The organism is Motiliproteus sp. MSK22-1 (assembly GCF_001968815.1).
Taxonomy (GTDB): domain Bacteria; phylum Pseudomonadota; class Gammaproteobacteria; order Pseudomonadales; family Balneatricaceae; genus Motiliproteus.
Window position 1 is genome coordinate 12861 of the sequence record NZ_MIEQ01000039.1, and the last position, 25063, is coordinate 37923.

The following is a 25063-nucleotide window of genomic DNA, read 5'->3' on the forward strand; positions in this document are numbered from 1 at the left end:
GCAGCAAATACTGATGTTTGAACAAATGCTTTCATCAGTTCAGCACCCCTATACCCATCAACACCAGGATGCCTGCCACCATGATACTGGCATACCAGCGGACCTGGCCGGTTTGAGTTTCGGACAACAATCCGTGAAAGTAACTGCTGACTTTTTCAGTGCTGTGGCTTAATGCATCTGCAAAATCGTTTCGTAAGCTATGAGCTAAGCGAAGAAACGGGAACCGTAGTAGTCGATCGTATAGTCCATCAAATCCCCAGCCATCAAGCCAGAATAAGCGTATTTTCTCTGATCCAGGCCTGGATTTCAGTTGTTGCAACCTGTCAGGATCACGATGGAATAAATGATAGGCGAGATAGATTCCGAACAGAGGTAACAAAATATTCAGCGTTTCAATACCGGCGGGCGCATGGGGATCAGATTCGGGTAGGACTCGTTCCAGCGGCAGTGAAAAGAGTCCGCCAAATAAGGCTAAGGCTGTCAATGTCAGGAGAGATACCGACATCCTCATTTTTATCCTATCTGGCATATGCAGCGGTTGAGGTTCGGTTCGAACCGGTCCAAAGAACACAATGAAGATTAAGCGAAAACTATACAAAGCCGTAAGAAATGCGCCGACCAATCCCCCCAGCCAAAGTAAAGGTGCCTGATGCCATGCCTGGGCCAGAATCGGCTCCTTGCTGAAAAAGCCAGAAGTAAATGGAAGTGCTGCCAGACAGGCCGACCCAATCAGGAAACCGCAGAAAATAAACGGTAAGCGCTTATAGAGTCCGCCCATCTCATGGATGTCCTGCTTATGATGTAATGCGAGTATGACTGAGCCGGCAGACAGGAATAACAACGCTTTAAAGAACGCATGGGTGACCAGGTGAAATATACCGGCAGACCAAGCCCCTACGCCCAGAGCTAAAAACATGTAGCCAATCTGACTGATGGTTGAATAGGCCAGAATACGCTTGATATCGGTTTGAGTTAATGCACTAAAACCTGCCAATAGCAATGTCAGGGTACCCACTATCGCGACCAGCATCTGGATATCAGGAGCTAGCAGGAACAACTCGTGGGTACGGGCAATAAGGTAAACGCCTGCGGTTACCATTGTTGCGGCGTGGATCAGGGCACTGACTGGCGTGGGGCCGGCCATTGCATCCGGTAACCAGCTTTGAAGCGGCAGTTGAGCTGATTTACCCACAGCACCAGCCAACAGGAGTAAAGCGGCAAGAGAGGCGTAAATCGATCCAAGGGGCCATTGTCTGCTGGCTTCATTCATTGCTTCCTGGATATTGAGGGTTCCCAGTTCCCGAAAGATCAGGAATAGCCCAATGGCCATAGCGGTATCACCGACACGGGTGATAATAAAGGCTTTACGAGCAGCCTGACCATTGGCCGGGTCCTGATACCAGAAACCAATTAACAGATAGCTGCACAGTCCTACGCCTTCCCAGCCCATGTACAGCAGTAACAGATTATCGGCCAGCACCAGAATCAACATGGATGCAAGGAACAGATTCATACAGGCAAAAAAACGACTGTAATCTTTATCGGGGTACATATAGCCAGAAGCGTAGAGATGGATCAAAAAACCGATGCAGGTGACCACCAGAGCCATTACCAGCGAGAGCCCGTCAAGGTAGAGTGTCACAGCGGGTTGCAGACCAACAACATCAATCCATTGCCAAAGAGTTTGGCTGTATACACTGCCCTCGGGGGCGAGACTAAAACTGATTGCGCATGAAATGGTGATCAGCGCTGACAGCCCGACCGAGCCAACCCCGAAAAAGGCTACTCGATTTTTACTCAGTTTTCCCTGGGTAAGAATCAGGATAATACTGCTGAATAACGGTAATGCAGGTATTAGCCAGAGTAGTTTCAGCATGCTACCCCCTCATCCGGTTCAGGGTATCAATATCGACGGTTTTGGTACGGCGTTGCAGTTGTACAACCAGTGCCAGACCCACCGCGACTTCAGAGCCCGCTAAGGCCAGCACCAGCAAAAACATGACCTGTCCATCAGCTTCCTGCCAGACCGATCCTGCTACGACAAATGCCAGGGCGGCGGCATTTAGCATGATTTCCAGGCTCATCAACATAAAGACCAGGTTTCGACGAACGAGGATACCGAGTAGCCCGAGGCAAAACAGCATTGCTGCGAGCACCAATCCTGGATTAAGCAGTTCTTCGCTCATCACTGCCTCCTTGTTGTTGAGGGGGATAGTTGAGGGGGGTGTTGATTATTTTCTGCTGATGAGGTGCCAATCGGGTCAGGAGCTGAAAGAGCTATCCCCTGAGGGGATTCATTTTCTCCCCGATCCGGTTTTTCCAGGTAGGGGCGTGCCAGATGGTAAGCACCGACTAACCCTGCCAAAAGTAGCATTGAGGCTAATTCAACTGCTAACAAATAGGGACCAAAGAGGGTGATTCCTACCTCTTTGGGACTAACCCAGTGGGCCGTCAGAGCTGTATTGTTTTCCAGCGCAAAAAGTAACTCTAATAACAGGGTGCCACACAGTACCGTCGGAATTAACCAGACTGAATTAGGTAACCAGAGGCGTTCTCGCTCGATGGTTGTTCGGCCAAGATTCAGCATCATGATTACAAAAACAAACATCACCATTATTGCCCCGGCGTAAACAAGAATTTCCAGTGCTGCCGCAAAGGGGGCTCCCAGCAGAAAGAAAATGAGTGCTACGGCGAGCTGCGCGACAATCAAATAGAGCAGAGCATGGACAGCATGGGTTCGGGTGATTACCATTATTGTGCAGAACAAAGCGATAATAGCAGCGCTGTAAAAGAGGATCGTTATCATGGCAGAAGACCCTTAATATTCACTGGTTGCTCCTCGTTCTCTCCCGCCCCTTTTTCTTTAACGCCAACATCTTTACCGGCATTGCGGTAGAAATTGTAATTCGGATATTTTCCGGTGCCGCTGATCAGTAGATTTTCTTTCTCATAAATAAGGTTCGGGCGCTGATACTCACAGATCTCGAAATCCGGCGTAAGTTGGATGGCGTAAGTAGGGCAAGCTTCTTCACATAGGCCGCAAAAAATGCAGCGGGAAAAGTTAATACGAAAGAATTCGGCACGCCATCGACCATTCTCATCCTCTGTTTTTTGCAGGGCTATGCAATCCACCGGGCAGACCGCAGCACAAAGGTTACAGGCAACACAGCGCTCTTCCCCATCCGGGTCACGGGTCAGGACGATGCGGCCCCGATAGCGGGGAGCCAGATATGGCTGCTCATCAGGGTATTCCACGGTGTCTATTTTGGTGGTGGTGTGTTTCAACACCTCCCAAAGTGTCCGTAGCTGGCTCAACATAGGTTGTACCCCCTGTGTCTCAAATGATGCTTATGAATTGGCATCCTTGTTTACCTGGCTTGGATCCGTTCTTGTCTCCGACATTTTCCAGGTCTGCTCTCATCACAATTTATTCGTATAGCAGTATTCCAAAACTGATTTTTCAAACTTTCCCGAGCTTCGCTTAGCCTAAGGCGAGCCCGATAGCCCCGGTCAGGACCAGATTTATCAATGCCAGTGGCAACATGTATTTCCAGCCGAAGGCCATCAATTGGTCAAAGCGAGGGCGCGGCAGCGCTGCTCGTAACAGAATAATGAACAATATGACCAGAAGTGTTTTCAGACAGAACCAGATAAAGGGTGGTAATACCGGACCCAGCCAACCACCGAGAAACAGCACCACTGTTAATGCAGAAATCAGAATGACCCCCAGATACTCTCCCACAAAAAACAGCCCGAATTTCATGCCAGAATATTCGGTATGAAATCCCGCAATGATTTCATGCTCTGCTTCTGGCAGGTCAAAAGGTAAACGATGACTTTCAGCGATTCCTGCCACCATAAAAATACAGAAACCGACAAACTGTGGAATGATGTACCAGACATCCCGCTGGGCTTCGACGATTTCCCGCAGGTTAAAGGAGCCACTTAACATTACGACGCCCATCAACGACAATCCCATGAATACGTCATAGCTGATCATCTGGGCAGCCGAACGCATTCCTCCTAATAAGGCGTATTTATTGTTGGAGGACCAACCCGCGAGAATTGTGCTGTATCCCGCCAAAGCACTCATGGCCAAAAAGAATAAAATGCCAATGTTCAGATCGATAATCCCCAGAGATGGACTGAAGGGGACGACGGCAAAGGCCATCAACATGGTGATAACTACCACGCAAGGGGCGAAGAAAAATACGGCTTTTTCAGCAAAGGGGGGAATCCAGTCTTCTTTAAAGAAGATCTTAATCATATCTGCAGCGGTTTGCAGAATACCAAATGGTCCCACCCGATTAGGCCCCAGGCGGTCTTGCCAAATACCCAGCAACCTTCGCTCACCCCAAATTAGCATGGCTGCCAACACCATCAGCGTTAAAATGGTGAAAATAATGCCAAATAAGGTCAGGATGACATCAAACATCGGTTCCTCTCCTGTCGCTGGCTATCACTGGGTTTGGACCAAGAGATCGAACGCTGACCCAGATACTTGCTCCATCACTGAAAAGTCCCTGTAAAGCTGGATGACTGTCATCAATCAAGGCCGTCCGCTTTGCTTGATCCCTGCAAATAGAGACGGGTAGCTGTATGTGGCTACCGTCAATATTAATTTGCACCAGATCGCCGGGCTCAATATTGTGCGTTCTGGCATCCTCCGGGTGAAGAGATACAACCGGAGGGAGGCTCCTCTCGATGACGGCATCAGCTTTCATGCTGAGCTCGTCACTACCAAAAATTTTTGCCATGGCTATCAGTTGTAGGCTGTCTGCTTTACCTCGGGTTTTTTTAGGGGGGCTGTTCCAGTCTTCGTGGTATTCGGTATGGGTATGAAGTGCGAGTTTTATACCGGTTGAGGATGATTTGGCAGCGGACTTTTCGCTGGCTGAGGCAGTGATTTCCTGCTGAAACTTATGATTTGATTGATTGGAATTCCAGCCAGGAAACCAGCTAAAAGGCATTAAACCGCTGCCGGGAGCTTGATCGTCTCTGGTCTTGGCCATTTGTGTGGCTGACGCCATGACCATCGATGGTACCCCTTCCATGGTATAGGCTAAGGCTGATGCAGAATCCTTCGGTTGCTTAGGTTCATGCACACTGATCTGTGCGCGCATAGCCGTGCGGCCGCTGGCTCTGTGAGTCATTCGGGCCATTTTCATGCCTGCAAAGCGCATATTTTCATCAGCGAGAACGATTTTCAAATTTGCCAGCATGGGTTCGGTTTCGATGCAGCTTCGTAACATCTTCTCAGGGCTATCAAGCTCCGCCAGAGGAGAGTCAGCAGATTTATCCGCCTGTTGAAGCCATTGCCACCCCATCCTCAATTTGTCAGGAACCGGGTAAACAGGGAACAGTGACTGACCGCGTCCTTCGTTATTAACGATTATCCCCTGGGTCTCAGCAAATGTTGTTGAAGGTAATACCAGATCAGCCCGGGAGAGGGTCTTGCTGGGTAAATAATCAATGAGGACGCGGTAGTCCAGATGATTAAAGAAGGCATTAACAGAGGGCTCAGAGGCGCGTTGATAAAGATCATTCTCCAGAATAATGACGCCAATCTGAGTCGATGGATGCTTGGCTCTGTTTGTATTTTCAGTGGAGTTGATCGTCTGATTATTTGTTGGGTCACTGTCTTGATGATCGATAGCTGCGATACTGAAGGCATCATCCAGACAGTTTTCATGACCTCGATGATTGAGCAGGGCAAGTCCCAGACTGTTGCATTCGCTGAATACCAGATTGACCCAAGGTGTGACCTGTTCCTTAACTTTACTGAGAGCAAAGAGAATTTGTTCAACAGCCTCTATCAGTTCCGGGCATTTTGACCCTGAACCGGAAATGACCAATGGATGTTTTGCCTGGACCAGCGCGGTGGCGATCTGTTCGGCCAGGCCGGATTGTTCTTTGGTTAATCCGGTTACTCTGGGGGCTTCATCGCAAATAGCCTGGGCCACTGCAAAACCCAGCCTGGCCTGTTCCAGTGGATAACTTCGATAGGTGGCCTTCGCAAGAGTATCCAGTTTGGTGGAACCACTACAGCTTAAATACAACGGATAGAGGTTATTCTGACCGGCGATCTGTACGGCTTGATCCTGCCACGGGGGGATTCCTATGGCTGCCGCCTTTGCCCGGCCTGCGCTTCGTATTGCCTGACGGACGCTCAATGCCAGTCGAGGTGCGGATTGAGTGATATCTTCGCCGAGAATAAATATCGCGTCGGCTTGTTCCACCTGAGCCATGGAAATGACGTCTCCGTGACCGCTACGCAAGAGTTTCAGCATTAACTGATTGAGGTCTTCTTCTTGTCGGTTCAGTCCAGAGAAGAAGTGATCGCTACCGACCATATGCATTAATGCCAGATTAGACTCCAGCGTTGCCCGGGGCGAACCAATACCGATCCATTTAATTCGCTCATCTGCCAGCAGTGTGCCGAGCTGGCCTATTCCTTCTGCCGGGGTAATTTCCCTCCAGGGTGGAAGGCTCTCCGTTTCTAAGGGTTGACTGCGGGTGTCCCTTATCATTGGGGCTCGGGGGCGATCAGTGTGGTTGACAAAATCGTAGCCAAATCGGCCTCGATCACAGAGAAAATAGCCATTCACCTCTGAGTTGTAACGGTTCTGAATTCGTTTTAGAACACCATAGCGCTCACCGGGGCTGATGTTGCAGCCGAGGCTGCAATGTACGCAAACTGATGGAGCACATTGTAGATCCCATTTACGGCTGTAATGTTTACTCAGGGGTTTATCGGTAAACACCCCTGTGGGGCAGACTTCGACCAGATTACCGCTGAACTCGCTTTCCAGAGTCCCGTCTTCAAAGCGGCCGAAGTAGGTTTTGTTGCGTGAAGCCATCGCATGCAGATCTTCCCCTCCTGCATAATCCCGGTAATAGCGTATACAGCGATAGCAGGTGATGCAGCGATTCATTTCATGATTAATAAAAGGACCCAGTTGCTGGTTGCTGAAGGTACGTTTTAAACCTTCATAGCGACGGCTGTGATGACCACTCATGACAGTCATGTCTTGCAGGTGACACTCCCCGCCTTCTTCACAGACAGGGCAATCATGGGGGTGGTTAGTCATCAGTGCCTCAATGACACCGGCTCTGAAATTAACGGCATTATCTGCGTTGATTGAAAGCAACTGGCCATCGGTAACGGGTGTCATGCAACCCATCACCAGACGCCCCCGTTGATCGTTTTCATCCTGATACTGAATTAATGCACATTGACGACAGGCCCCGACCGAACCCAGGGCTGGGTGCCAGCAAAAGTAAGGCAGATTCAGACCCAGGCCCAGGCAAGCCTGAAGCAGGTTTTGTCCCTCTCCAACTTCGTAGCTTTTGCCATCAATGGTGATTGTTGCCATCACTCGTTCTCGCTTTGGTAGAGCTTTTGTTTTCGATCAGTTACAGCCTGTAATCAGTGTTAATCCAGTATTCTTTTTTGGGCCTCATCAGTGCCAGGGGCACTGACCTTCATGAATATGACGTTCAAAATCTTCGCGGAAATACCTCAACGCACTCTGAATCGGTTCAGCAGCTCCTGGGGCCAGGGCACAGAAGGTATTTCCGGGTCCCATAAACGTGCATTGCCAGGCCAGTGTTTCCAGATCTTCCATCGTCCCTTTGCCCTGTTCTATTTTGTCCAGCAGTTGTTCCGCCCAGGGAAGACCATCACGGCAGGGTGTACACCAGCCACAGGATTCCTGAGCAAAAAAGTGGGTGAGATTTTTAACCATGGCAACGGGGCAGGTTTTGTTGTCGAGAATGATCAACGACCCTGTACCCATGCGGCTGCCCGCCTTACCGATAACATCGTAGTCAAACGCCAGATCCAGATGTTCGGGTAACAGGAAATCGGTGGATGCGCCGCCGGGCAGGAATCCTCGCATCTGATAACCTTCTTCCATGCCGCCAGCACAGTCTTCAAATATCTCACGGATGGGTGTTCCCATAGGAAGCTCCCACAAGCCTGTCCGTTTGACGTTTCCGGTAGCGCCAAATATCTTGGTGCCGCTGTCCTCACCACGTCCCAGACCTTTAAACCAGTCGGCGCCTTTATCAATGATATGGCTGATGTTGCAGAGTGTTTCACAGTTATTGACGACGGTAGGCTGGCCGAACAGGCCGCTGACCTGAGGGAAGGGAGGTTTGGCTCTTGGATTGGCTCGTTTGCCTTCGAGAGAGTTGATCAGGGCTGTTTCTTCTCCACAGATATAGCGTCCGGCGCTGGTATGCAGGTAAAGTTCCAGTCCAAATTCAGATCCCAGTACATTGCTGCCCAGATAGCCTGAGTCATAGGCCTCATGGAGGGCTTTTTCAATATTTCTGGCAGCTGTGCTGTACTCTGCCCGCAGGAATATAAAGGCTATTTTAGCGCCCAGAGCGTAGGCAGTGACTGCCATACCTTCTATTAGCTGGTGAGGGTTTCCTTCCATTAATAGCCGGTCTTTAAAGGTACCAGGTTCCATTTCATCTGCGTTACAGACCAAGTATCGCGGCTGCGGTGCATCTTCGCCCCGAGGCATAAAACTCCATTTAAGGCCCGCTGGAAATCCTGCCCCGCCGCGTCCTCTGAGGTTGGAGGCCTTGACCTCTGCTATGACTTGATCAGGAGTTAAGTTTTTCAGGGCTTTCTCCAGCCCTCTGTAGCCGCCAGTCGCCCGATACTCTTTTAGGGACAGAGGACGGCGATCCGGGCGAATGTCTGCTGTCAGGGGCTTATCCATGACTAGCTCCTGTCACCGGGGTCGGTCGTTTAAAAGTCAAGCAACAAAGACCTGAAAAGCTATCCACCAAATTAGTCATGCTTCGTCTCCTTTGACTTTGGTGGATTTTTTTTAGCGGATGACGTGTTTTGAATAGCCGCAATGAGTTCGTCAACTTTTTCAGTCGTCAGGTTTCCGTGTTGCTGGTCATCGATCATCAGGGTTGGTGCACGATCACAGTCGCCCAGGCAGACAATAGGCAACAGGGTTATCAATCCGTCGGGGGTGGTTTCTCCAGGTTGAATACCAAGGGTGTGGGTAAGGTGCTGCCTCATTTTGTCGCTACCTTTAATCCAGCAGCAGACACTGTCGCAAAGCATTATTACGTGTTTACCCACCGGTTGACGGAAGATCAGATTGTAAAAAGTTGCAACTCCTTCTAATTCTCCCGCAGGCATTTGCAGAAATCGGGCAAGCGCCTCAATACTGCTGTCGGAAACCCAACCTCGGTATTTTTGTACAACCTTTAGTCCTTCAATAGCCGCAGCACGGCGCTGAGGATAGTGAGCACATTCAGCCTCAATCTCGCGACGTTCCTCAGTGCTTAGCTCGTTAACATGCAAGGTTTGAACACTGCTAGCGGACATTAGCCAAGGCCTCCATAATCTAAACCTTTAGTGTTAACAGCTGCTTATCAGTGCCAAAAATGCACAACTGGTATGTTTGCACATTGTTCACCTATCTACGTCTGCCATTACAAAATCGATACTGGCGATAATTGCAATCAGATCTGCAATCATCAGACCCCTACTGATTAGCGGAATCATTTGAAGATGCGCAAATGAAGGGGTGCGAATTCGGGTGCGGTATGACATGGTGCTGCCGTCGCTAATCAGATAATAGCTGTTATTACCCTTGGTCGCTTCGACGCCGATACTGGCTTCCCCGGCAGGAATTACCGGTCCCCAGCTAACCCCTAAAAAGTGGTCGATCAGCGTTTCAATATCTTTCATAGTCCGGGCTTTGGGTGGAGGGGTTGTCAGAGGGTGATCTGCTTTGTAAGGGCCTTCGGGCATATTGTTCAGACACTGTCTGATAATTCTGAGGCTCTGGCGCATTTCGTCCACTCTTACCCGGCAGCGGTCGTAACAATCGCCTCGATTACCGGTTGGGATTTCAAATTCAAAATTTTCGTAGCCGGAATAAGGGCGATGCTTACGCCAATCCCAATTAAGACCGGTGGCTCTCAGACCGGGGCCGGTAACACCCCATTCAATGGCTTCTGCTGTTGTGTAATCACCAACGCCAACGGTTCTGCGCTTAAGTAGGCTGTTATCCATGACCATGCGCTCATATTCGTCCAGACGAGCAGGCAAATAGTCAATAAACTCCCGAATCTTCTGATCCCAACCCTTAGGGAGATCCTGCGCGACACCGCCAATTCGAAACCAGCTTGGATGCATTCGTGCTCCGGTAAAGGCTTCGATAATGCCGAACAGTTTTTCCCGATCGATAAACATATAAAAAACAGGAGAGAGCTGACCTACGTCCTGGGCAAAGGTGCCGTAGAAAACCAAGTGACTGGCGATACGGAAAAGTTCAGCCATCATCACCCGGATAGTTTTAACCCTATCGGGTACCTGGATACCTGCGAGCTTTTCTACCGCTAGCACGTAGGGCAGGTTGTTCATCACCCCTCCGAGATAATCGATTCGATCGGTATAGGGAATGAAACTATGCCAGGACTGGCGTTCTCCCATTTTCTCTGCCGCTCGGTGGTGGTAGCCAATCTCTGGCACTGCGTCGATAATATGTTCACCGTCCAGCTGTAATATAATTCGAAAAACCCCGTGAACACTGGGATGATTGGGTCCCAGATTGAGGAACATAAAGTCTGTGTCCTCACCCTGGCGTTTCATACCCCAGTACTCAGGTTTAAATTTCAGGGCTTCCTGTTCTTTTTCTTGTTTTTCGCTGGGGAGACTGAAGGGTTCCATCTCTGTTGCCCGGGCAGGATGCTCTTTACGCAGGGGATGACCTGTCCATGTGGGAGGGGTGAGTATTCGGCGCTGGTTAGGGTGTCCGTGAAAATTAATACCGAACATATCCCAGACTTCACATTCATACCAGTTAGCAGCAGGCCAAAGAGAAGTGATGGTGCTGATGTCCAGATCATTTTCCATCAGCGCAACCTTTAGTCGGACATCATCGTTACGATCATAGGAAAGTAAATGATATACAACGGTAAAATCTGATTCGGGCTGATCGGTTCGATGGGTTCGTACTCGTTCATCAATCCCGCAGAGGTCGTACAGACAAAGAAAGGGACCTTCAACCTCAAGCTTGAGATAGTGTAAGACCTGTAACAGTCTCGTTCTATCGACCCAGAGCGTAGATATCTCATCGGCAGTGTATTGCGGCTGCAGACAGTTATCGCCGAACTGTTGCAGCAATTCAGCCTGTATACCGGAGACTTGGTTGGCGACTATCTGGTCCATTGAATTTCGTCTGCCTATATCGGTTTGATACCTGGTATATGCTAATGGGTCCTAAGGGCCGGGTAATACGTCATATTCAACTGGCTCAGTAACGATGGTCAACTTCTATTCCGTGTTAAACCTGATCTGGTGTTTTTAGTCCCGTAGCCTGACTTCGTTCAGGCTGTTTAAGGTCCCGTTGAGCTGGCTTTTCCATCTTGTAAACCCCTTGATCACCGACCACCCAGCTGAGTGGACGACGTTCGGTTCCGATTGATTCCTGTAACAGGGTTAACCCCTGAAGCAGTGCTTCCGGTCTGGGAGGGCAGCCGGGAACATAAACATCGACCGGCAAAAATTTGTCGACACCCTGCACTACGGAATAGATATCGTACATGCCCCCCGAGTTAGCGCAGGAACCCATGGATATAACCCATCGGGGTTCCATCAACTGTTCGTAGAGCCTCTGAACCACGGGAGCCATCTTTCTGAATACGGTTCCTGAAATAACAATCAAGTCTGCTTCTCGGGGGGTTCCACGAATTACCTCAGAACCAAAACGCGCAATATCATGACGACTGGTAAAGGCTGTAGCCATTTCAACGTAGCAGCATGAAAGCCCGAAATTGAATGGCCAGACCGAGTTCTTCCGGCCCCAGGCCACCATATCCTCTAAGCCAGTTAGAATCGTATTGCGACGGACCTCTTCCTCCACCGACCCGCTTGAGGCAATTATTGATTCATCAGGTGATTGCAGTTTCCAGTCCATAGCGGTTCTAATCCTTGTTCTCAGATGGGGGGGATGCAACAGAAGCAGATGACAAGGAGGTATCAGTATTTGATTTAGAAACTGTAAAAGTTGAACTGGCTGCTGTTATTCCATCTCCTGCTCCGCGAACAGGGGCCGGGCGTCCTTCGAGAATACCGCTTCTTCCCTGTAACGGTGCCTCTCTGCGATTGGAGCGTCCCTGTGGTCCCCAATCAAGAACCCCCAGTTTCCACAGATAGACCAAAGCCAAACCAAGGATAATAATAAATACCAGAACTTCTAAATAACCGGGCCAGCCCGTTTCCCGAAATGCAACTGCCCACGCATAAATAAAAGCAGCTTCGAGATCGAAGATAACGAACAGAATGGCAATCAGAAAATAGGGTGCCGAGAAACGAATCTGAGCACTGCCAATATGTACGACTCCTGACTCAAAGGGTTCACCCGTTGCTGGCTCTTTGTGTTTTTGCCCCAACAGATGAGAGAGGGTGAGAATAAACAGTACCAACAACAGTACCACCATAAAATAGGCGGCTAATGGCCAGACATCAGTAAGTTGTGTGCTTAATTCGTTCAAGACCATCCCCTCTATCGTTCACCTTCAGACCGGGATCCCTTCTTATTGGCTCCAAGATCGACTGCGACGGTAAACACGGCCACTTCAGTGCTCACACCAAGAAAGTCTAGGCGAAGATTTCAAAATGAAAAGAAATCAACCCTACTAATCTACTTTTATCGAAAAAACACATAGTTAGTTGCAGTGGCTGGATATCAGGGTCTACGCTTATAATGACTTAGTCTGATGTACAACGATCCATTTAAAACAGAGTCGGTTTTCGCAATAAATAAATGAGGAGAGCCGCCGGTAAGTAAAGGGGAAAGGACATGAGATCCGTAAAAGTCAGCGACTATATGACAGACTATGTAATGACATTTACAGCAGATACCGATTTGTTTCAAGCCATTGGTACGATGTTAGAGCGTAAGATCTCAGGCGCACCCGTACTCGATAAAGAAGGTAACGTCATCGGCATTCTGTCGGAGTGGGATTGTCTGAAACGAATTCTTCATGGTAGTTATTATGAAGAGGTTGGTGGTACCGTGGGAGATTACATGCAAACGGAGGTACTAACCATCAGCCCCAATGATGATATCGTCGATGTGGCGGATAATATTACCAAAAAGGGCTGGCGCCGTTCGATACCGGTGATGGATAACGGCAAACTGGTGGGTATTTTAAGTTGTCCGGATATTCTAAAAGTTATTTACGATTTTGATGAGCATACGGGAGAGGGAGCCCACGGCAGGGCTTAGGCTAGCTGCCTGGTCTTATCGCTTGGAAAGGACTCATCATTCCGCTACGCTGTCTTTCGCGCATTTAGCCATTCTGGAGTTTGCTTAAAAAATAATGGATTTAATGCGAAGGCTCCTTAGCTGAATAGGATTTATTCAACGGTTTCCTTAACAATACTGGTGGTATTGCAGAGATCTTATGCTTTAAGCTGATTTAGGTTGGTTGGAGCATTCAAATGCAGAAAAGCTGAGATTATGTTTGAGGCGTCAGACGAACCTACATTGGAAATATTGTGAAAAAGCGATTCTTAATATTACTTGTCGTGACACACCTGCTGGTGGGTGTTGTTGGATTTGGAGCAGGGATCTACGCTCTGCCCATTCTTATCGCGCCGCCTGCTCCCAGTGAATCTGAAATCAAGGAAATGTCCTCGCAAGCTCAGTATTCTGCCAATTTCAGAAAAGATCTGATGGATAGCGATGCACTTCATTGGGGAGAAGGTAAAGTTACAATCGGTTCAACGTACATCACTTTAATGGGTGAAGTTGCCCCAGGTCCAGATTACAAGCTTTACCTATCAACTGAATTCGTCGAGACCGAAGCTGACTTTAAACGATTGAAGACAACTATGGCTCATGTCGGAGAGGTTAAGACCTTTAATAACTTTGTTGTAGCAGTACCTCCTGACATTGATCCATCCCGTTATAATACCATTATTATATGGTGTGAAACTTTTGGTGAGTTTATTACGTCTGCAAAGTACCAATAATGAATAATTTATTTACCTATATAGAAGCTATAAAAAGTAATAATGAAAAATTGCGTATTATTGATAAAGTAGAAAAAGATCTGTCCTACTGCGACCAGGGCATGACTGTAAATAGTACTGAAGTTCTGTTTTATTTTTCCAATGGTGTTACTTTGAAATACTGTGTGGAGTTTGATGAAACACTCCAATTATCTGAAGTATGTCCAGAGTGTTGGATCAGCTATGAGGTGATGGATTCATCGACTGTAAAAATAACCCCGATACGGAAGTCGTTTATTAGTCAGTGCCAAGAGGTTTTTTGGTTAAAAACGCAAAAGTGCAGGAATAGTCAGTAGAATATATTTTTTATTTGTACGATACTCTTGTGCTGCAAGTCCCCAGGTTATGTTGTGCTTGATGAAGCTGCGCAAATAGCAGTTTTGATCTCGGTATCACGTCCATCGTATTTTTATCGTGATCGTTGGTCATATTTTGCCAGTTTTATGCGTAAGGGACGATTGAAATGGGCGACGATGATGCTGCTAAATACAGAAGTTTGTATCCTTGATAAGCAGATGTTTCATGACTCCCGGAATAGTCGTCTGTCATCCTGGCACTTGCCTTCGGCAAACTGTTATCGTTCAATGGCAGCCAGGGAAAGGGTCTGTCGCTTGTAAGAAGTCGTATGATTCTCGCTACAAATTCATTGTAATACAGGTGCCGGTAGACAAGTATGAATCTGAGCTTTAACCTGGAAGATGCAAGTCAAGTCACTATTGGGGCGTTTGCTCTAGCTGTACCTATTTCGTTTTCTGAAGAGGCTTGGAAACTAGGGGAAACTCTGCCTTTAACAAACCTTCTCTTTATCTTTGTTCTTTCTGTTCTTTTTCTAAGTTTTTTTGCATATGAAAGTGTGTTTCAGGCAAATATAAAGTATAGAGTTTCAGCTTTTGTTATCCGAATAATCATTGCATATATGATAGCAGTATTAGTGGTAGCACTTGTGTTATTTTCACTTAATAAATTTCCTCTCCTTACAGAACCTGGTATCGCATTAAAGCGGTTGATTGTCATAACCATGCCAGCCTCTATGGGGGCGATTATTGTTGATAGTTTTGATAAGGAATAAGCAGTTCCTTAAGGAAGTTTAATTAGTGGGGTCAGTCTGTTTGATAAAAATGGATGATAATGTGCAGCTAACCCGGTTAAAAGTCGATACGGTGTAAGAAATGGTCGGACCAGTGCATTGACGACGATAGTTTTTCAACCGCTATCGCTTTCTTATCGTGTTCCATGCTGATTGACTGACTCAACATCGAATCTGCTTCGGCTGAAATTTTGTGACTGGCCATCTGCGATACAGTCTACAAAGTGATTAATGGTGGACTTTTTTCGTAAACCAATTTTCAGCCGGTTGCCGCAATTTCCCTCACCTGTGTAAATTGATTTATCATCATCTGATATACCCACTACAAATCCTGTGTGTCCTTTTCCTCCTGATTTTATCTGGATAAAGATGTCCCCTGGTTTGGGAGTCCTTGTCTCCATACCAGCCTGACGGGCTATTTTCCACACGGCTTGCACCCCTAAGTGGTGTTTATCACCGATAGGGTATTCCCCCATTATCTCCTTTAATGACCATGAAACAAATGCACAACACCAGGCTTTTCCGATAACACCGGTGTCTCCCCAATACTCATCAATATCTACACTACGGTTAGATCCATCGGGAACTTCAAATACAGGCTTTGCATGTTCTTCAAATATTAAGTCCAGCAATTGCCGCCGTTTTGCTGTTAAGTTTTCTGGGATACTCGGGAGGAAGCTGTTCTTCTGGGCACTTCCGCTTGGGTTGTTCAGAGCCCACCAGGTTTTGTTACCGACAACACCATCTGGCTTCAATGGGCGTTTCTCTTTATCGATATGCTGTAACTGGAAAAGGACGACATTATCATGGGTGGTATCTTCAAAAATTCCATGGGAGGGAAGTTTCCCCTCGAAGTATCCGTGGGATGACAGTAGATGTTGTAAATGAACGACCTGTTGATCAGCATCGAGTCTGCGTAATGTAGAAGGCATCAGTTTCTCCTTTTAAGTCTCAGGGTTGTTATTTATCCAGATAAATACTCTCTCCTGTCTGATTCTCTAAGCAAGTTTGGGTTAGCAGTCATCGCTTATACCCTGAATAAGCATTTGATATGTTGATAGGCGGAGTACGTCGGCCTGTTTGAAACTGTAGAAACGTATTGCTAAGTATAGACAGTCTGTGATGCGAGGGGCTGACTGAAACCGGTTCAGGATTTCACGGCAGATATCCATAGCGCTCGACTTTTTCTGAGGTTTTTTGCTCAACTGCTTCATCGTTTTTTTTTAACTGTGTGGATGCGTTGGAGATAACTGGTCCCCTTATAACATCGGTTGAAGAAATGCAGTAAAATGGTCCGTCTGCGCTATTTTCAGTTATTTTTCGGGTTTTTATTAAATGATACGTGTTTCAAATATTAAGTTGCCGCTTGACCATGATGAGCAAGCGTTGGTCAGCGCTATTTTAACCTGTTTAGAAATAACCTCTGAGCAACTGATAGCTTATGAAATACGTCGACGTGGATACGATGCTCGTAAAAAAAACAGCATCACACTGATTTACACTCTCGATATAGAAACCCGGATTAATGATCAGCTGCTGGAAAAGTTTTCCGGTAGCCAATCTATTCGGGTCGCGCCTGATATGGAGTATAAATTTGTTGCGCAGGCTCCTGCTGATCTACAGCAGCGTCCTGTCATCATAGGTTTTGGCCCCTGTGGTTTACTGGCTGGACTGGTGTTGGCGCAAATGGGTTACAAACCGCTTATCCTTGAACGCGGGAAAGAAGTGCGGCAGCGGACCAAGGACACATTCGGATTCTGGCGTGAAAAAAAACTCAACACTGAATCCAATGTTCAGTTCGGTGAAGGTGGTGCCGGCACTTTCTCCGATGGCAAATTATCAACCCAGATAAAAGATCCTAAATTGTACGGCCGTAAGGTCTTATCGGAATTTGTTGAAGCCGGTGCGCCAGAAGAAATCATGTATGTCAGTAAACCCCATATTGGAACCTTTCGATTGGTGTCGATGGTGGAAAAAATGCGGGCAAAAATTATCGCCCTGGGGGGGGAAGTTCGGTTTGGTTCTCGCGTTGACGACATTCATGTTGAAGAGGGGCAGGTGACCGGCATCAGCCTGGCAAATGGTGAGACGATCCGTTCACGGCATATTGTTCTGGCGATTGGTCATAGCGCCCGTGATACCTTTCAAATGTTATATGACAAAAATGTCCATATGGAAGCTAAACCTTTTTCGGTAGGGTTTCGAATTGAGCATGAACAATCTTTAATCGACAAAGCCCAGTTTGGCAAAAATGCTGGTCATCCCATTTTGGGATCTGCTGATTACAAACTGGTACATCATTGCAAAAATGGACGCTCTGTTTACAGTTTTTGTATGTGCCCGGGGGGGACTGTCGTAGCAGCTACTTCCGAGGAACAGCGTGTCGTTACTAATGGAATGAGTCAGTACTCACGACAGGAGCGTAACGCCAATAGCGCTATAGTGGTTGGAATTGACCCTTCGGATTACCCTGGAAACCCTTTGGCTGGTGTTGAATTTCAGCGTCAACTTGAAAGTAAAGCCTATCTGATGGGGGGAGAAAACTATGATGCCCCGGCCCAGAAAGTAGGAGATTTCCTGAAAGGGGATCGTTCGGAAAAATTGGGTTCCGTTATTCCATCATTTAAGCCGGGCATTAAATTGACCAATCTTTCTGATGCATTGCCGGACTTTTGTATTGAAGCGATTCGCGAAGCAATCCCTGCCTTCAATAAGAAAATTAAAGGTTTTGCCAAAGATGATGCTTTGCTTACGGGGGTTGAAACTCGAACCTCGTCACCTGTTGTTATCAAGCGGGGCGGTGACTTACAGAGTGTCAATACTCAAGGGTTATATCCAGCAGGTGAAGGAGCTGGTTATGCAGGTGGTATTATGTCGGCCGCTATTGATGGTATTAAAATCGCTGAAGCTATTGCGTTGAGCATCAATGGCGATAGGGGATAACACATTAATATGGATTTTTCCGAGTTAGGTCTTAATCCGCAGTTATTAAAAGCCCTGTCGGAGAAAGGTTACACTGAACCGACCCCGATTCAAGCGGCTACTATACCGACAATATTGGAGCAGAAAGACATTATGGCCGGGGCTCAGACCGGTACCGGTAAAACGGCCGCGTTTGCCCTGCCTGTTTTGCAGCAGCTGAGTTGTTTGCCTGTTAATGCCGAAAAAATGGCGACGGAAAGTGCAGATGCTGACATCAATGTTAATAGGTCAACTGTCTCAGATCATCCTGTCCGTGCTTTGGTGCTTACTCCCACTCGTGAACTGGCGCAACAGGTATATAGGAGCTTTGTCCATTATGGCAAGTACAGCCTCTTGCGATCAGCTCTGGTATACGGTGGTGCCAGTGTCAATACTCAGATCAAGGAGCTTGGCGAAGGGGTTGATATTCTGGTGGCGACACCGGGGCGGTTGCTGGATTTAATCAGCAGGGGGGCGGTCAATTTAAGTCAGATTGAGCATTTGGTGTTCGATGAAGCAGACCGTATGCTGGATATGGGCTTTATCATTGAGATCAAGCGGATTCTAAAATCAGTTCCCTCTGAACGTCAGACGCTGCTGTTCTCCGCGACCTTTGATCAGCAAGTGTTCGATCTGAGTAAGACCTTGTTAAGGTCGCCAGTTTTGATTGAGGTGGATGCGCGTAACACAGCAGCGATTCAGGTAGAGCAGATAGTCTATGCTGTGGATGCTGATCGAAAGCGTGAACTGGTTTCTCATATGATTGGTGCACGTAACTGGCATCAGGTATTGATTTTTACCCGAACGAAACAGGGGGCCGATAATCTGGCCAGCGAGATGTGCAAGGATGGGCTGAAAACTCAATCGATCCACGGTGATAAATCTCAGGGAGCACGGGAAAGGGCACTGGAAGACTTCAGGCAAGGCCATATTAGAGCGCTTGTTGCGACTGACGTTGCGGCAAGGGGACTGGATATTGATCAGCTCAAATATGTAATCAACTATGAATTGCCGTTCAATGCCGAAGACTATATCCATCGTATTGGTCGTACTGGTCGGGCTGGTGGTTCCGGGTTAGCGGTCTCATTGCTAAGTGCTGATGAAAACTACCTGTTAGAAGAAGTGGAAGCGATACTCGACACCAGTCTTCCTCAACAATGGCTACCTGGCTATGAGCCTGATTTTACCAAAGAGGTGAAACCTTCACGAAAAAATAGTCGCGCAGCTCAAAAGCAGAGAGCAAGAGATCGAGCCTTGGGTAAGAAACCGGCTAAGCGCAAGCGTTAATCAATCTATAAGTCTACCTAGATTAACGGCAAGCAGAATAAGATCCGGTTGTTTAAAACAGTGATTGCTTAAAACCGATCACTTACAACTGATCTTTTACATCTGATTTTTTACAACAACAGCGGCTAAATACAATCAGTAGCCCGATGATATCAGAAGGACAGATTACCCTATGTATAGTGGAAAGTGTTTGTGTGGTGCCGTGTCTATCGACATAAACGGCCCTATCAGTGACATCATTCATTGCCACTGTTCTCTTTGTCGAAAGTCCAGTGGAACGGCTTATGCGACTAACGGTTTTGTGCAAACCGCTCATTTTGAGATTGTGCAAGGCGCTGAGCGGCTGAGTACTTTCACTTTTAAGCCTGGACGCTTTCGGCATTTTTGTTCAGCTTGCGGTTCTCCGGTTTATAGTTCCAATGAGAGTGATCCCCGCCGTATCCGCATACGGCTTGGTATTCTGGACTCAGAAATTGATGAGAAACCTCTTTCTCACAACTTTGTTTCCTCAAAAGCTGGCTGGGATGACCTCGATGCAGACATACCAAGGTATGACGGATTTGAACCAGGGCGTAATTAAGTGAGTATGATCTTAGCTTTCTGAGGCTGAGTGATCTCAGGGCTCTTAATTTTAAAACCTATAAAAAAATGCCTCTGTATAAAGGTCCTTTAGATAAGGGTTTCTGTAGTCAAGGATAGGGAAAATAGGGCTTATTGCTTAGGTTTTAGGGTATTGTAGAATCTACAGATGGGGGGGGGGCAGGTTTTCAGCGGGCTCTGAGGTCAAACCGGTATTTACAGTAGAGGGATAGAATAGTGAGCTTTTTTGACAAGTTAGGCGGCGAATTTATTGATATCGTCGAATGGACTGATGATAGCCGCGATACTATGGTCTATCGTTTTGAGCGGTATGAAAATGAGATAAAGATGGGAGCAAAGCTCATCGTTCGCGAGTCTCAGATCGCAGTTTTTATCGATAAGGGTCAAATTGCAGATATTTTTGAGCCCGGTAACTATGAGTTGGAAACCAGTAATCTTCCTGTTTTATCGACTTTAAAAGGCTGGAAATATGGCTTTCACAGTCCCTTTAAGGCAGAAGTCTATTTTGTAAATACCCGAAATTTTACCAATCTGAAATGGGGTACCAAGAATCCTGTTACTTTAAGAGATCCCGAGTTTGGGCCCCTAAGAATTCGCGCATTCGGCACCTACGCCATAAAGGTGAACAGCGCCGAGACTTTTATTAAAGAAATAGTGGGTACTGACGGCCATTTCACTACTGATGAAATAACTGATCAGCTAAGAAATCTGATTGTTTCCCGTTTTGCAGACATTATTGGTGAATCCAAGATACCGGTGTTGGATATGGCTGCCAACTATGATGAACTTGGCGAATATATTGGTAAGCAGATCCACCCTGATTTCCTGGCCTATGGTTTGGATGTTACTAAAATGCTGGTGGAAAACATTTCTTTGCCGCCTGCAGTAGAAGAGGTTCTGGACAAAAGAACGAGTATGGGAATTATTGGCAATCTTCACCAATATACCCAGTTCCAGACTGCCAACGCCATGGAAAAGGCCGCGGAAAATCCATCGGGGATGGCCGGCGGTGGAATGGGTATGGGGATGGGATTCGCTATGGCGAATCAGATGGGACAAAGTATGCAAAATCAGTCTCAACCAAATGAATCCCAGTATCAGCAATCCCGATCAGGTGAGTCTCAGTCCAATCAAACAACCGCACCATCACCACCACCGTTCCCTCAGCAGAAAATGTTTCATGTTGCTGTTAATGGCCAATCGCAGGGGCCGATGGCTCTAAGTGAAATGAAATCGCTGGTAAGCAAAGGCTCACTAACCCGGGAATCTCTAGTATGGTGCGAGGGTATGAGCAATTGGGCGAAAGCAACAGAAGTGGACGAGGTGAAGTCGTTATTTGCCTCAATGCCGCCGCCTTTACCTCCGCAATAGCCTGAAGAGGCTTGGTTCTGATGCCTTTTGTTTTGATGCTTTGAATCTGGCTAATATTCAGATGGGCCTTATGTGGGGTGACAGCAGAAAGTTGAAGTCATTATGGTTTCGCTTGCTACTTAACCCTCAGGTTGATCAAAGTCTTATCCCTAGCCACTGCATAGAGTGGCTGGGTTCACAGTATTTTTCCTGGAAGCCTCTAGTATGCCACCGATACCTCCTCTTCCACCTGAACTGTCTCCGCAAGATAACCAGGGTGAACTGTCGGCATCAGTTGAGACGGTTAGTTCCAGCGAATTTAAGTGTCGGCAATGTGGTGCCAAACTGACCTATAGCCCAGGAACCGAATCTCTGATCTGTGAGTATTGTGACCACAGAAATGATATTCCCCGCACTGAAGATGATATTGAAGAACTTGATTTCAATAGCTATTTAAAGGATGTGCTGCAGCAGGAATCGACAGAAGAAAGGCTGGTGGTTAAATGCGGTAATTGCGGGGCGGAAGCGACATCAGAAGCCAATATTGTTTCTCAAAACTGTTTGTTTTGTGACACGGAAATCGTGACTACAGCGCAATCGGTCAAAGTATTGAAACCCCGTTCATTGCTGCCCTTTGCTATCACCCGTCAAACGGCAAAGCAGAAGTATACAGACTGGCTAAAAGATTTATGGTTTGCGCCCAGTAGTCTTAAACGAAAAGCCCGATTAGATGTAGCTGTTAACGGTATTTACGTGCCCTACTGGACTTATGATTCGGATACACTGAGTTTTTACACCGGACAGCGAGGGATCTATTACTATGTGACGGAAACGAGAACCCGCACCAACTCTGATGGTGATAGGGAAACCTATACCACCCAGGTCAGGAAAACTCGCTGGTATTCTGTTTCTGGTACCGTCACCAATGAATTTGATGATGTTCTTGTTCTGGCCAGTGAATCGCTCCCCAAAAAATATGCAGAAGAATTGGAGCCCTGGGATCTGCATAATTTGGTCAGCTATAAAGATGATTATCTCAGTGGTTTTAAAGCCGAAAGCTATCATATTGATTTAGCTAAAGGGTTTGAGAACGCCAAAGTGATTATGAGCGATACTATTCGAGAGACGATTAGGCGGCATATTGGTGGTGATGAACAGCGGATTTCCTCGGTAAAAACACAGCATAGCAATGTTACTTTTAAACATATTCTATTACCCGTCTGGTTAAGTGCGTACCGGTTCCAGAAAAAAGTCTATCGTTTTATGGTTAATGCCAGAACCGGTGAGGTTCAGGGAGAAAGGCCCTGGAGTTGGGTCAAAATAACCCTTGCGGTATTAGTCGTTGTTGGTCTGGGTATAGGTGGCTACTTCGGCTATGAACACTTTCAGCAATTACCCTAGCTTCAACAATTACCCTAGCTTCAACAATTACCCGAGCGGGGCTCTGGCTATGTTAGGCAAGGATGCGAAATAACGTGAAATTTCTGTAATAGGTGCTGGGCGTGCGTAATAAAACCCTTGTACCATATTGCAGTTTTTTTGTTTAAGGAGCTGGGCTTGCTCCAGGTTCTCAACGCCCTCAGCGATCACTTCTAAACCGAGTCCGTGTGCCATAGTAATGATCGTTTCAACTAACTTTCTGGTGTTGGTATCTATAATGGCTGCTCCAACAAAAGAGCGGTCTATTTTTAATGTGTGAAATATATACTTCTGAAGATAACCCAGCGAGGAGTATCCGGTTCCAAAATCATCAATTGATAGCCGTATCCCCATATCATTGATTTTTTTAAGATTAGTATCTGTTTCCGGGCTGTCATCCATCAATACCCGCTCTGTAATTTCCAGTTCAAGATTGTCTGTACAGAGTCCGCTCAAGTCTAGATGTCGTTTGACCGAATCTCCGAATCCAGCCTCTTGCAGTTGTTTTGGAGATACATTGATTGCTACTCGAAGTTGATAATCTAAACTTTTATTTAAGGCTGCAATCTCGGCGCAGGCTCTTTCAAGCACCCAGTCACCGATTTCCTGGAGCAGTCCCATATCTTCAGCGATTGGAATAAACTGGTCCGGTGCACGCAGACTCCCATTGGGTTGCTGCCAACGAATCAGAGCTTCCAAAGCAATCGGAATACCACTTTTGAGATCAAAAACAGGCTGATAATGAAGAACCAGTTCTCCGTGTTCTACTGCTCCCCGTAATTCTCGTTCTAGCTCAAGGCGCTTACTGAGTGCCTGGTTAATTTCCTCAGTAAAAAAGTGAAAGCAATTACGACCTGCTTCCTTCGCTTTGTACATAGCCAGATCTGCATTACGTAACAGTATCTGATGATCCTTTCCATCGAGAGGGTATAGCGATATTCCTACACTGGCAGTTACAAAGTGGTCTTGATCTGCAATGTGAAAGTTTTCTGTGAACGCATTGATGATTCGTTCTGCAACCTGTAAGGCCAGTGATTTTTCACTGATTTCCGGCAAAATAATAACAAATTCATCACCGCCAATTCGGGCCAGGGTGTCACACTCTCTCACGCAGGCTGTAAGCCGCTGCGCTGCTTGAACCAGCAGCTGGTCGCCGACCCCGTGGCCCATCGTATCGTTAACATTTTTAAATTGGTCCAGATCAATACAAAGCAGGGCGGTATAGCATTGATTGCGTTGAGCGGTGCTAATCGCATGATCAAGCCGGTCAAACATGAGCACACGATTGGCTAACCCGGTCAGCAAATCGTAATGGGCCTGATATAACAACCTTTCTTCGTACTCCCGTTGTGCCGCTATATCATCTTCAAGTTTGGCGTTGACATCTTTCAGCTCATCGTATGCCTTTAACAGGTTTTGACACATGGCATTGTACGCTCTGACCATGGCGTCGAGTTCATCATCTTTATGGGGTTTACGCCTGTTGAGACTGAGCGTTGGTAATGCAGAATTAAAATTATAGGATCGAACATAGTTAGCGATAGTGGATAAATGCTGAGTTACCAGCCAATTGAAGATGTACAAAATGAACATTGATACTAGGAATGTTTTTACACCCTGAGTCAGTAAAATGACAATTGCTTTGTTGAAAAGACGGTTATAAACGCCTGTGAAAGACGCTTCAACATACAGAGATCCTATATCCCGAACTACATCACCTTCTCTATAAGTGATTGTAAATACACGAGACAATGCTGCATTTTCTGATTTTTGACCAAAGGATACAGATATCGGCTCGGAAACGGCTAAGCCGTCCTCTTGTACGATAGCTGCTTTCATATCCGGTAAACGCAGGATACCTTCCAGTTGCAGCTTGAGCTGGGTGATATCCACATTCCAGAGCCCGGCTGCAATACTTGCCAGGTAACTTTCTTCAATTTCATCAAGGCGCTGTTCGATGGCGCTCACATCTTGTCTGTAGTCAAAGTACAGTTGTATTGCAGTGGATATTAGAGTCACAGCGGAACTGAAAAGAATAATCAGCGCAAGTAATCGAAGGCCGATGCCTTTTCTTAGCGATGAAAGAGGAATCAAGTTTGGCGTCTCAACTCTAGTGACCTAGACCTGCTCATATCAACTCCTCTGATTGGCTTTCAATGGGGCCCCGTTAACGGGTAGTTCGGTTATTTGGCAGCACCGCTAATTGGAAGTAACAATGGGCATTTAGAATAAAAGTCAATTGTTATAATACTACTTTGGTCGCGGTTTCAGTTCCAGCTTACTTGGATGAGTCT

General features: G+C 46.9%; 22 protein-coding genes and 1 pseudogene. 10 read left to right on the forward strand and 13 right to left on the reverse strand.

Annotated elements, in window-relative coordinates; all coding sequences use genetic code 11:
- Positions 1 to 34: 34 nt before the first annotated feature.
- From nuoL to BGP75_RS10025, 11 genes and pseudogenes are all read right to left on the reverse strand, one after another.
- The gene (nuoL, locus tag BGP75_RS09975; protein ID WP_076718309.1) at positions 35 to 1876 is read right to left on the reverse strand and encodes an NADH-quinone oxidoreductase subunit L; all 1842 of its coding nucleotides are present in this window, start codon (positions 1874 to 1876) and stop codon (positions 35 to 37) included.
- A gap of 1 nt (position 1877) precedes the next feature.
- Positions 1878 to 2186, reverse strand: a complete 309-nt coding sequence (gene nuoK, locus BGP75_RS09980) for an NADH-quinone oxidoreductase subunit NuoK (RefSeq protein WP_076718311.1) — start codon at positions 2184 to 2186, stop codon at positions 1878 to 1880.
- Entirely contained in the window at positions 2186 to 2806 is a 621-nt protein-coding gene (nuoJ, locus tag BGP75_RS09985) for an NADH-quinone oxidoreductase subunit J (RefSeq protein ID WP_076718313.1), read from the reverse strand. Before nuoJ ends, nuoK begins: the two co-directional genes overlap by 1 nt.
- A complete protein-coding gene (gene nuoI, locus BGP75_RS09990; RefSeq protein WP_076718315.1) occupies positions 2803 to 3318 on the reverse strand; it encodes an NADH-quinone oxidoreductase subunit NuoI in 516 nt (171 codons plus the stop codon). Before nuoI ends, nuoJ begins: the two co-directional genes overlap by 4 nt.
- A 163-nt stretch (positions 3319 to 3481) precedes the next feature.
- Positions 3482 to 4435, reverse strand: a complete 954-nt coding sequence (nuoH, locus tag BGP75_RS09995) for an NADH-quinone oxidoreductase subunit NuoH (protein WP_076718317.1) — start codon at positions 4433 to 4435, stop codon at positions 3482 to 3484.
- Positions 4428 to 7376, reverse strand: coding sequence for an NADH-quinone oxidoreductase subunit NuoG (gene nuoG / locus BGP75_RS10000; protein ID WP_076718319.1), 2949 nt, complete (start codon positions 7374 to 7376; stop codon positions 4428 to 4430). The genes nuoH and nuoG overlap by 8 nt, the downstream gene beginning before the upstream one ends.
- Before the next feature lie 87 nt (positions 7377 to 7463).
- Entirely contained in the window at positions 7464 to 8738 is a 1275-nt protein-coding gene (nuoF, locus tag BGP75_RS10005; RefSeq protein ID WP_076718322.1) for an NADH-quinone oxidoreductase subunit NuoF, read from the reverse strand.
- A 71-nt stretch (positions 8739 to 8809) separates the two neighbouring features.
- Positions 8810 to 9364, reverse strand: coding sequence for an NADH-quinone oxidoreductase subunit NuoE (nuoE, locus tag BGP75_RS10010; protein ID WP_076718323.1), 555 nt, complete (start codon positions 9362 to 9364; stop codon positions 8810 to 8812).
- A gap of 87 nt (positions 9365 to 9451) precedes the next feature.
- Positions 9452 to 11215, reverse strand: coding sequence for an NADH-quinone oxidoreductase subunit C/D (gene nuoC / locus BGP75_RS10015; RefSeq protein ID WP_076718326.1), 1764 nt, complete (start codon positions 11213 to 11215; stop codon positions 9452 to 9454).
- 115 nt (positions 11216 to 11330) lie between these two features.
- Positions 11331 to 11963: an NADH-quinone oxidoreductase subunit B family protein gene (locus BGP75_RS10020; protein ID WP_076718328.1), complete on the reverse strand. Its 633-nt coding sequence runs from the start codon at positions 11961 to 11963 to the stop codon at positions 11331 to 11333.
- A 181-nt stretch (positions 11964 to 12144) separates the two neighbouring features.
- A pseudogene (locus tag BGP75_RS10025) lies at positions 12145 to 12546 on the reverse strand (NADH-quinone oxidoreductase subunit A); the annotation flags it as partial.
- Positions 12547 to 12848: 302 nt separating this feature from the next.
- Here BGP75_RS10025 and BGP75_RS10030 point away from each other — a divergent pair.
- From BGP75_RS10030 to BGP75_RS10045, 5 genes are all read left to right on the forward strand, one after another.
- Entirely contained in the window at positions 12849 to 13277 is a 429-nt protein-coding gene (locus tag BGP75_RS10030; RefSeq protein WP_076718332.1) for a CBS domain-containing protein, read from the forward strand.
- Positions 13278 to 13549: 272 nt separating this feature from the next.
- Complete coding sequence (locus BGP75_RS10035; protein WP_076718334.1) at positions 13550 to 14026, forward strand: DM13 domain-containing protein; 477 nt, start codon at positions 13550 to 13552, stop codon at positions 14024 to 14026.
- Complete coding sequence (locus BGP75_RS10040) at positions 14026 to 14361, forward strand: hypothetical protein (RefSeq protein WP_076718336.1); 336 nt, start codon at positions 14026 to 14028, stop codon at positions 14359 to 14361. The genes BGP75_RS10035 and BGP75_RS10040 overlap by 1 nt, the downstream gene beginning before the upstream one ends.
- Positions 14362 to 14415: 54 nt before the next feature.
- Positions 14416 to 14682: a hypothetical protein gene (locus BGP75_RS26790; RefSeq protein WP_143821033.1), complete on the forward strand. Its 267-nt coding sequence runs from the start codon at positions 14416 to 14418 to the stop codon at positions 14680 to 14682.
- A gap of 56 nt (positions 14683 to 14738) precedes the next feature.
- Positions 14739 to 15134 (forward strand): DUF2391 family protein, encoded by a 396-nt coding sequence (locus BGP75_RS10045; protein ID WP_076718338.1) that lies wholly within the window; start codon positions 14739 to 14741, stop codon positions 15132 to 15134.
- 152 nt (positions 15135 to 15286) lie between these two features.
- On the opposite strand, the gene BGP75_RS10050 is transcribed toward BGP75_RS10045, so the two are convergent.
- Complete coding sequence (locus BGP75_RS10050) at positions 15287 to 16084, reverse strand: CHAP domain-containing protein (protein ID WP_076718340.1); 798 nt, start codon at positions 16082 to 16084, stop codon at positions 15287 to 15289.
- A gap of 403 nt (positions 16085 to 16487) precedes the next feature.
- On the opposite strand from BGP75_RS10050, the gene BGP75_RS10055 reads away from it, so the two are divergent.
- The 5 genes from BGP75_RS10055 (at position 16488) to BGP75_RS10075 (ending at position 22751) form a co-directional block, all read left to right on the forward strand.
- Positions 16488 to 18095, forward strand: a complete 1608-nt coding sequence (locus BGP75_RS10055; protein ID WP_076718342.1) for an NAD(P)/FAD-dependent oxidoreductase — start codon at positions 16488 to 16490, stop codon at positions 18093 to 18095.
- Positions 18096 to 18104: 9 nt separating this feature from the next.
- Entirely contained in the window at positions 18105 to 19400 is a 1296-nt protein-coding gene (locus BGP75_RS10060; RefSeq protein WP_076718344.1) for a DEAD/DEAH box helicase, read from the forward strand.
- Positions 19401 to 19572: 172 nt separating this feature from the next.
- On the forward strand, positions 19573 to 19980 hold the full coding sequence (locus BGP75_RS10065; protein WP_076718346.1) for a GFA family protein: 408 nt from the start codon (positions 19573 to 19575) through the stop codon (positions 19978 to 19980).
- Positions 19981 to 20216: 236 nt separating this feature from the next.
- Positions 20217 to 21371: an SPFH domain-containing protein gene (locus tag BGP75_RS10070; RefSeq protein ID WP_076718348.1), complete on the forward strand. Its 1155-nt coding sequence runs from the start codon at positions 20217 to 20219 to the stop codon at positions 21369 to 21371.
- A gap of 204 nt (positions 21372 to 21575) precedes the next feature.
- Positions 21576 to 22751, forward strand: coding sequence for a hypothetical protein (locus BGP75_RS10075; RefSeq protein WP_198939334.1), 1176 nt, complete (start codon positions 21576 to 21578; stop codon positions 22749 to 22751).
- A gap of 27 nt (positions 22752 to 22778) precedes the next feature.
- Here the strand turns inward: BGP75_RS10075 and BGP75_RS10080 are convergent, their stop codons facing one another.
- Positions 22779 to 24788: an EAL domain-containing protein gene (locus tag BGP75_RS10080; protein WP_255395931.1), complete on the reverse strand. Its 2010-nt coding sequence runs from the start codon at positions 24786 to 24788 to the stop codon at positions 22779 to 22781.
- Positions 24789 to 25063 lie beyond the last annotated feature (275 nt).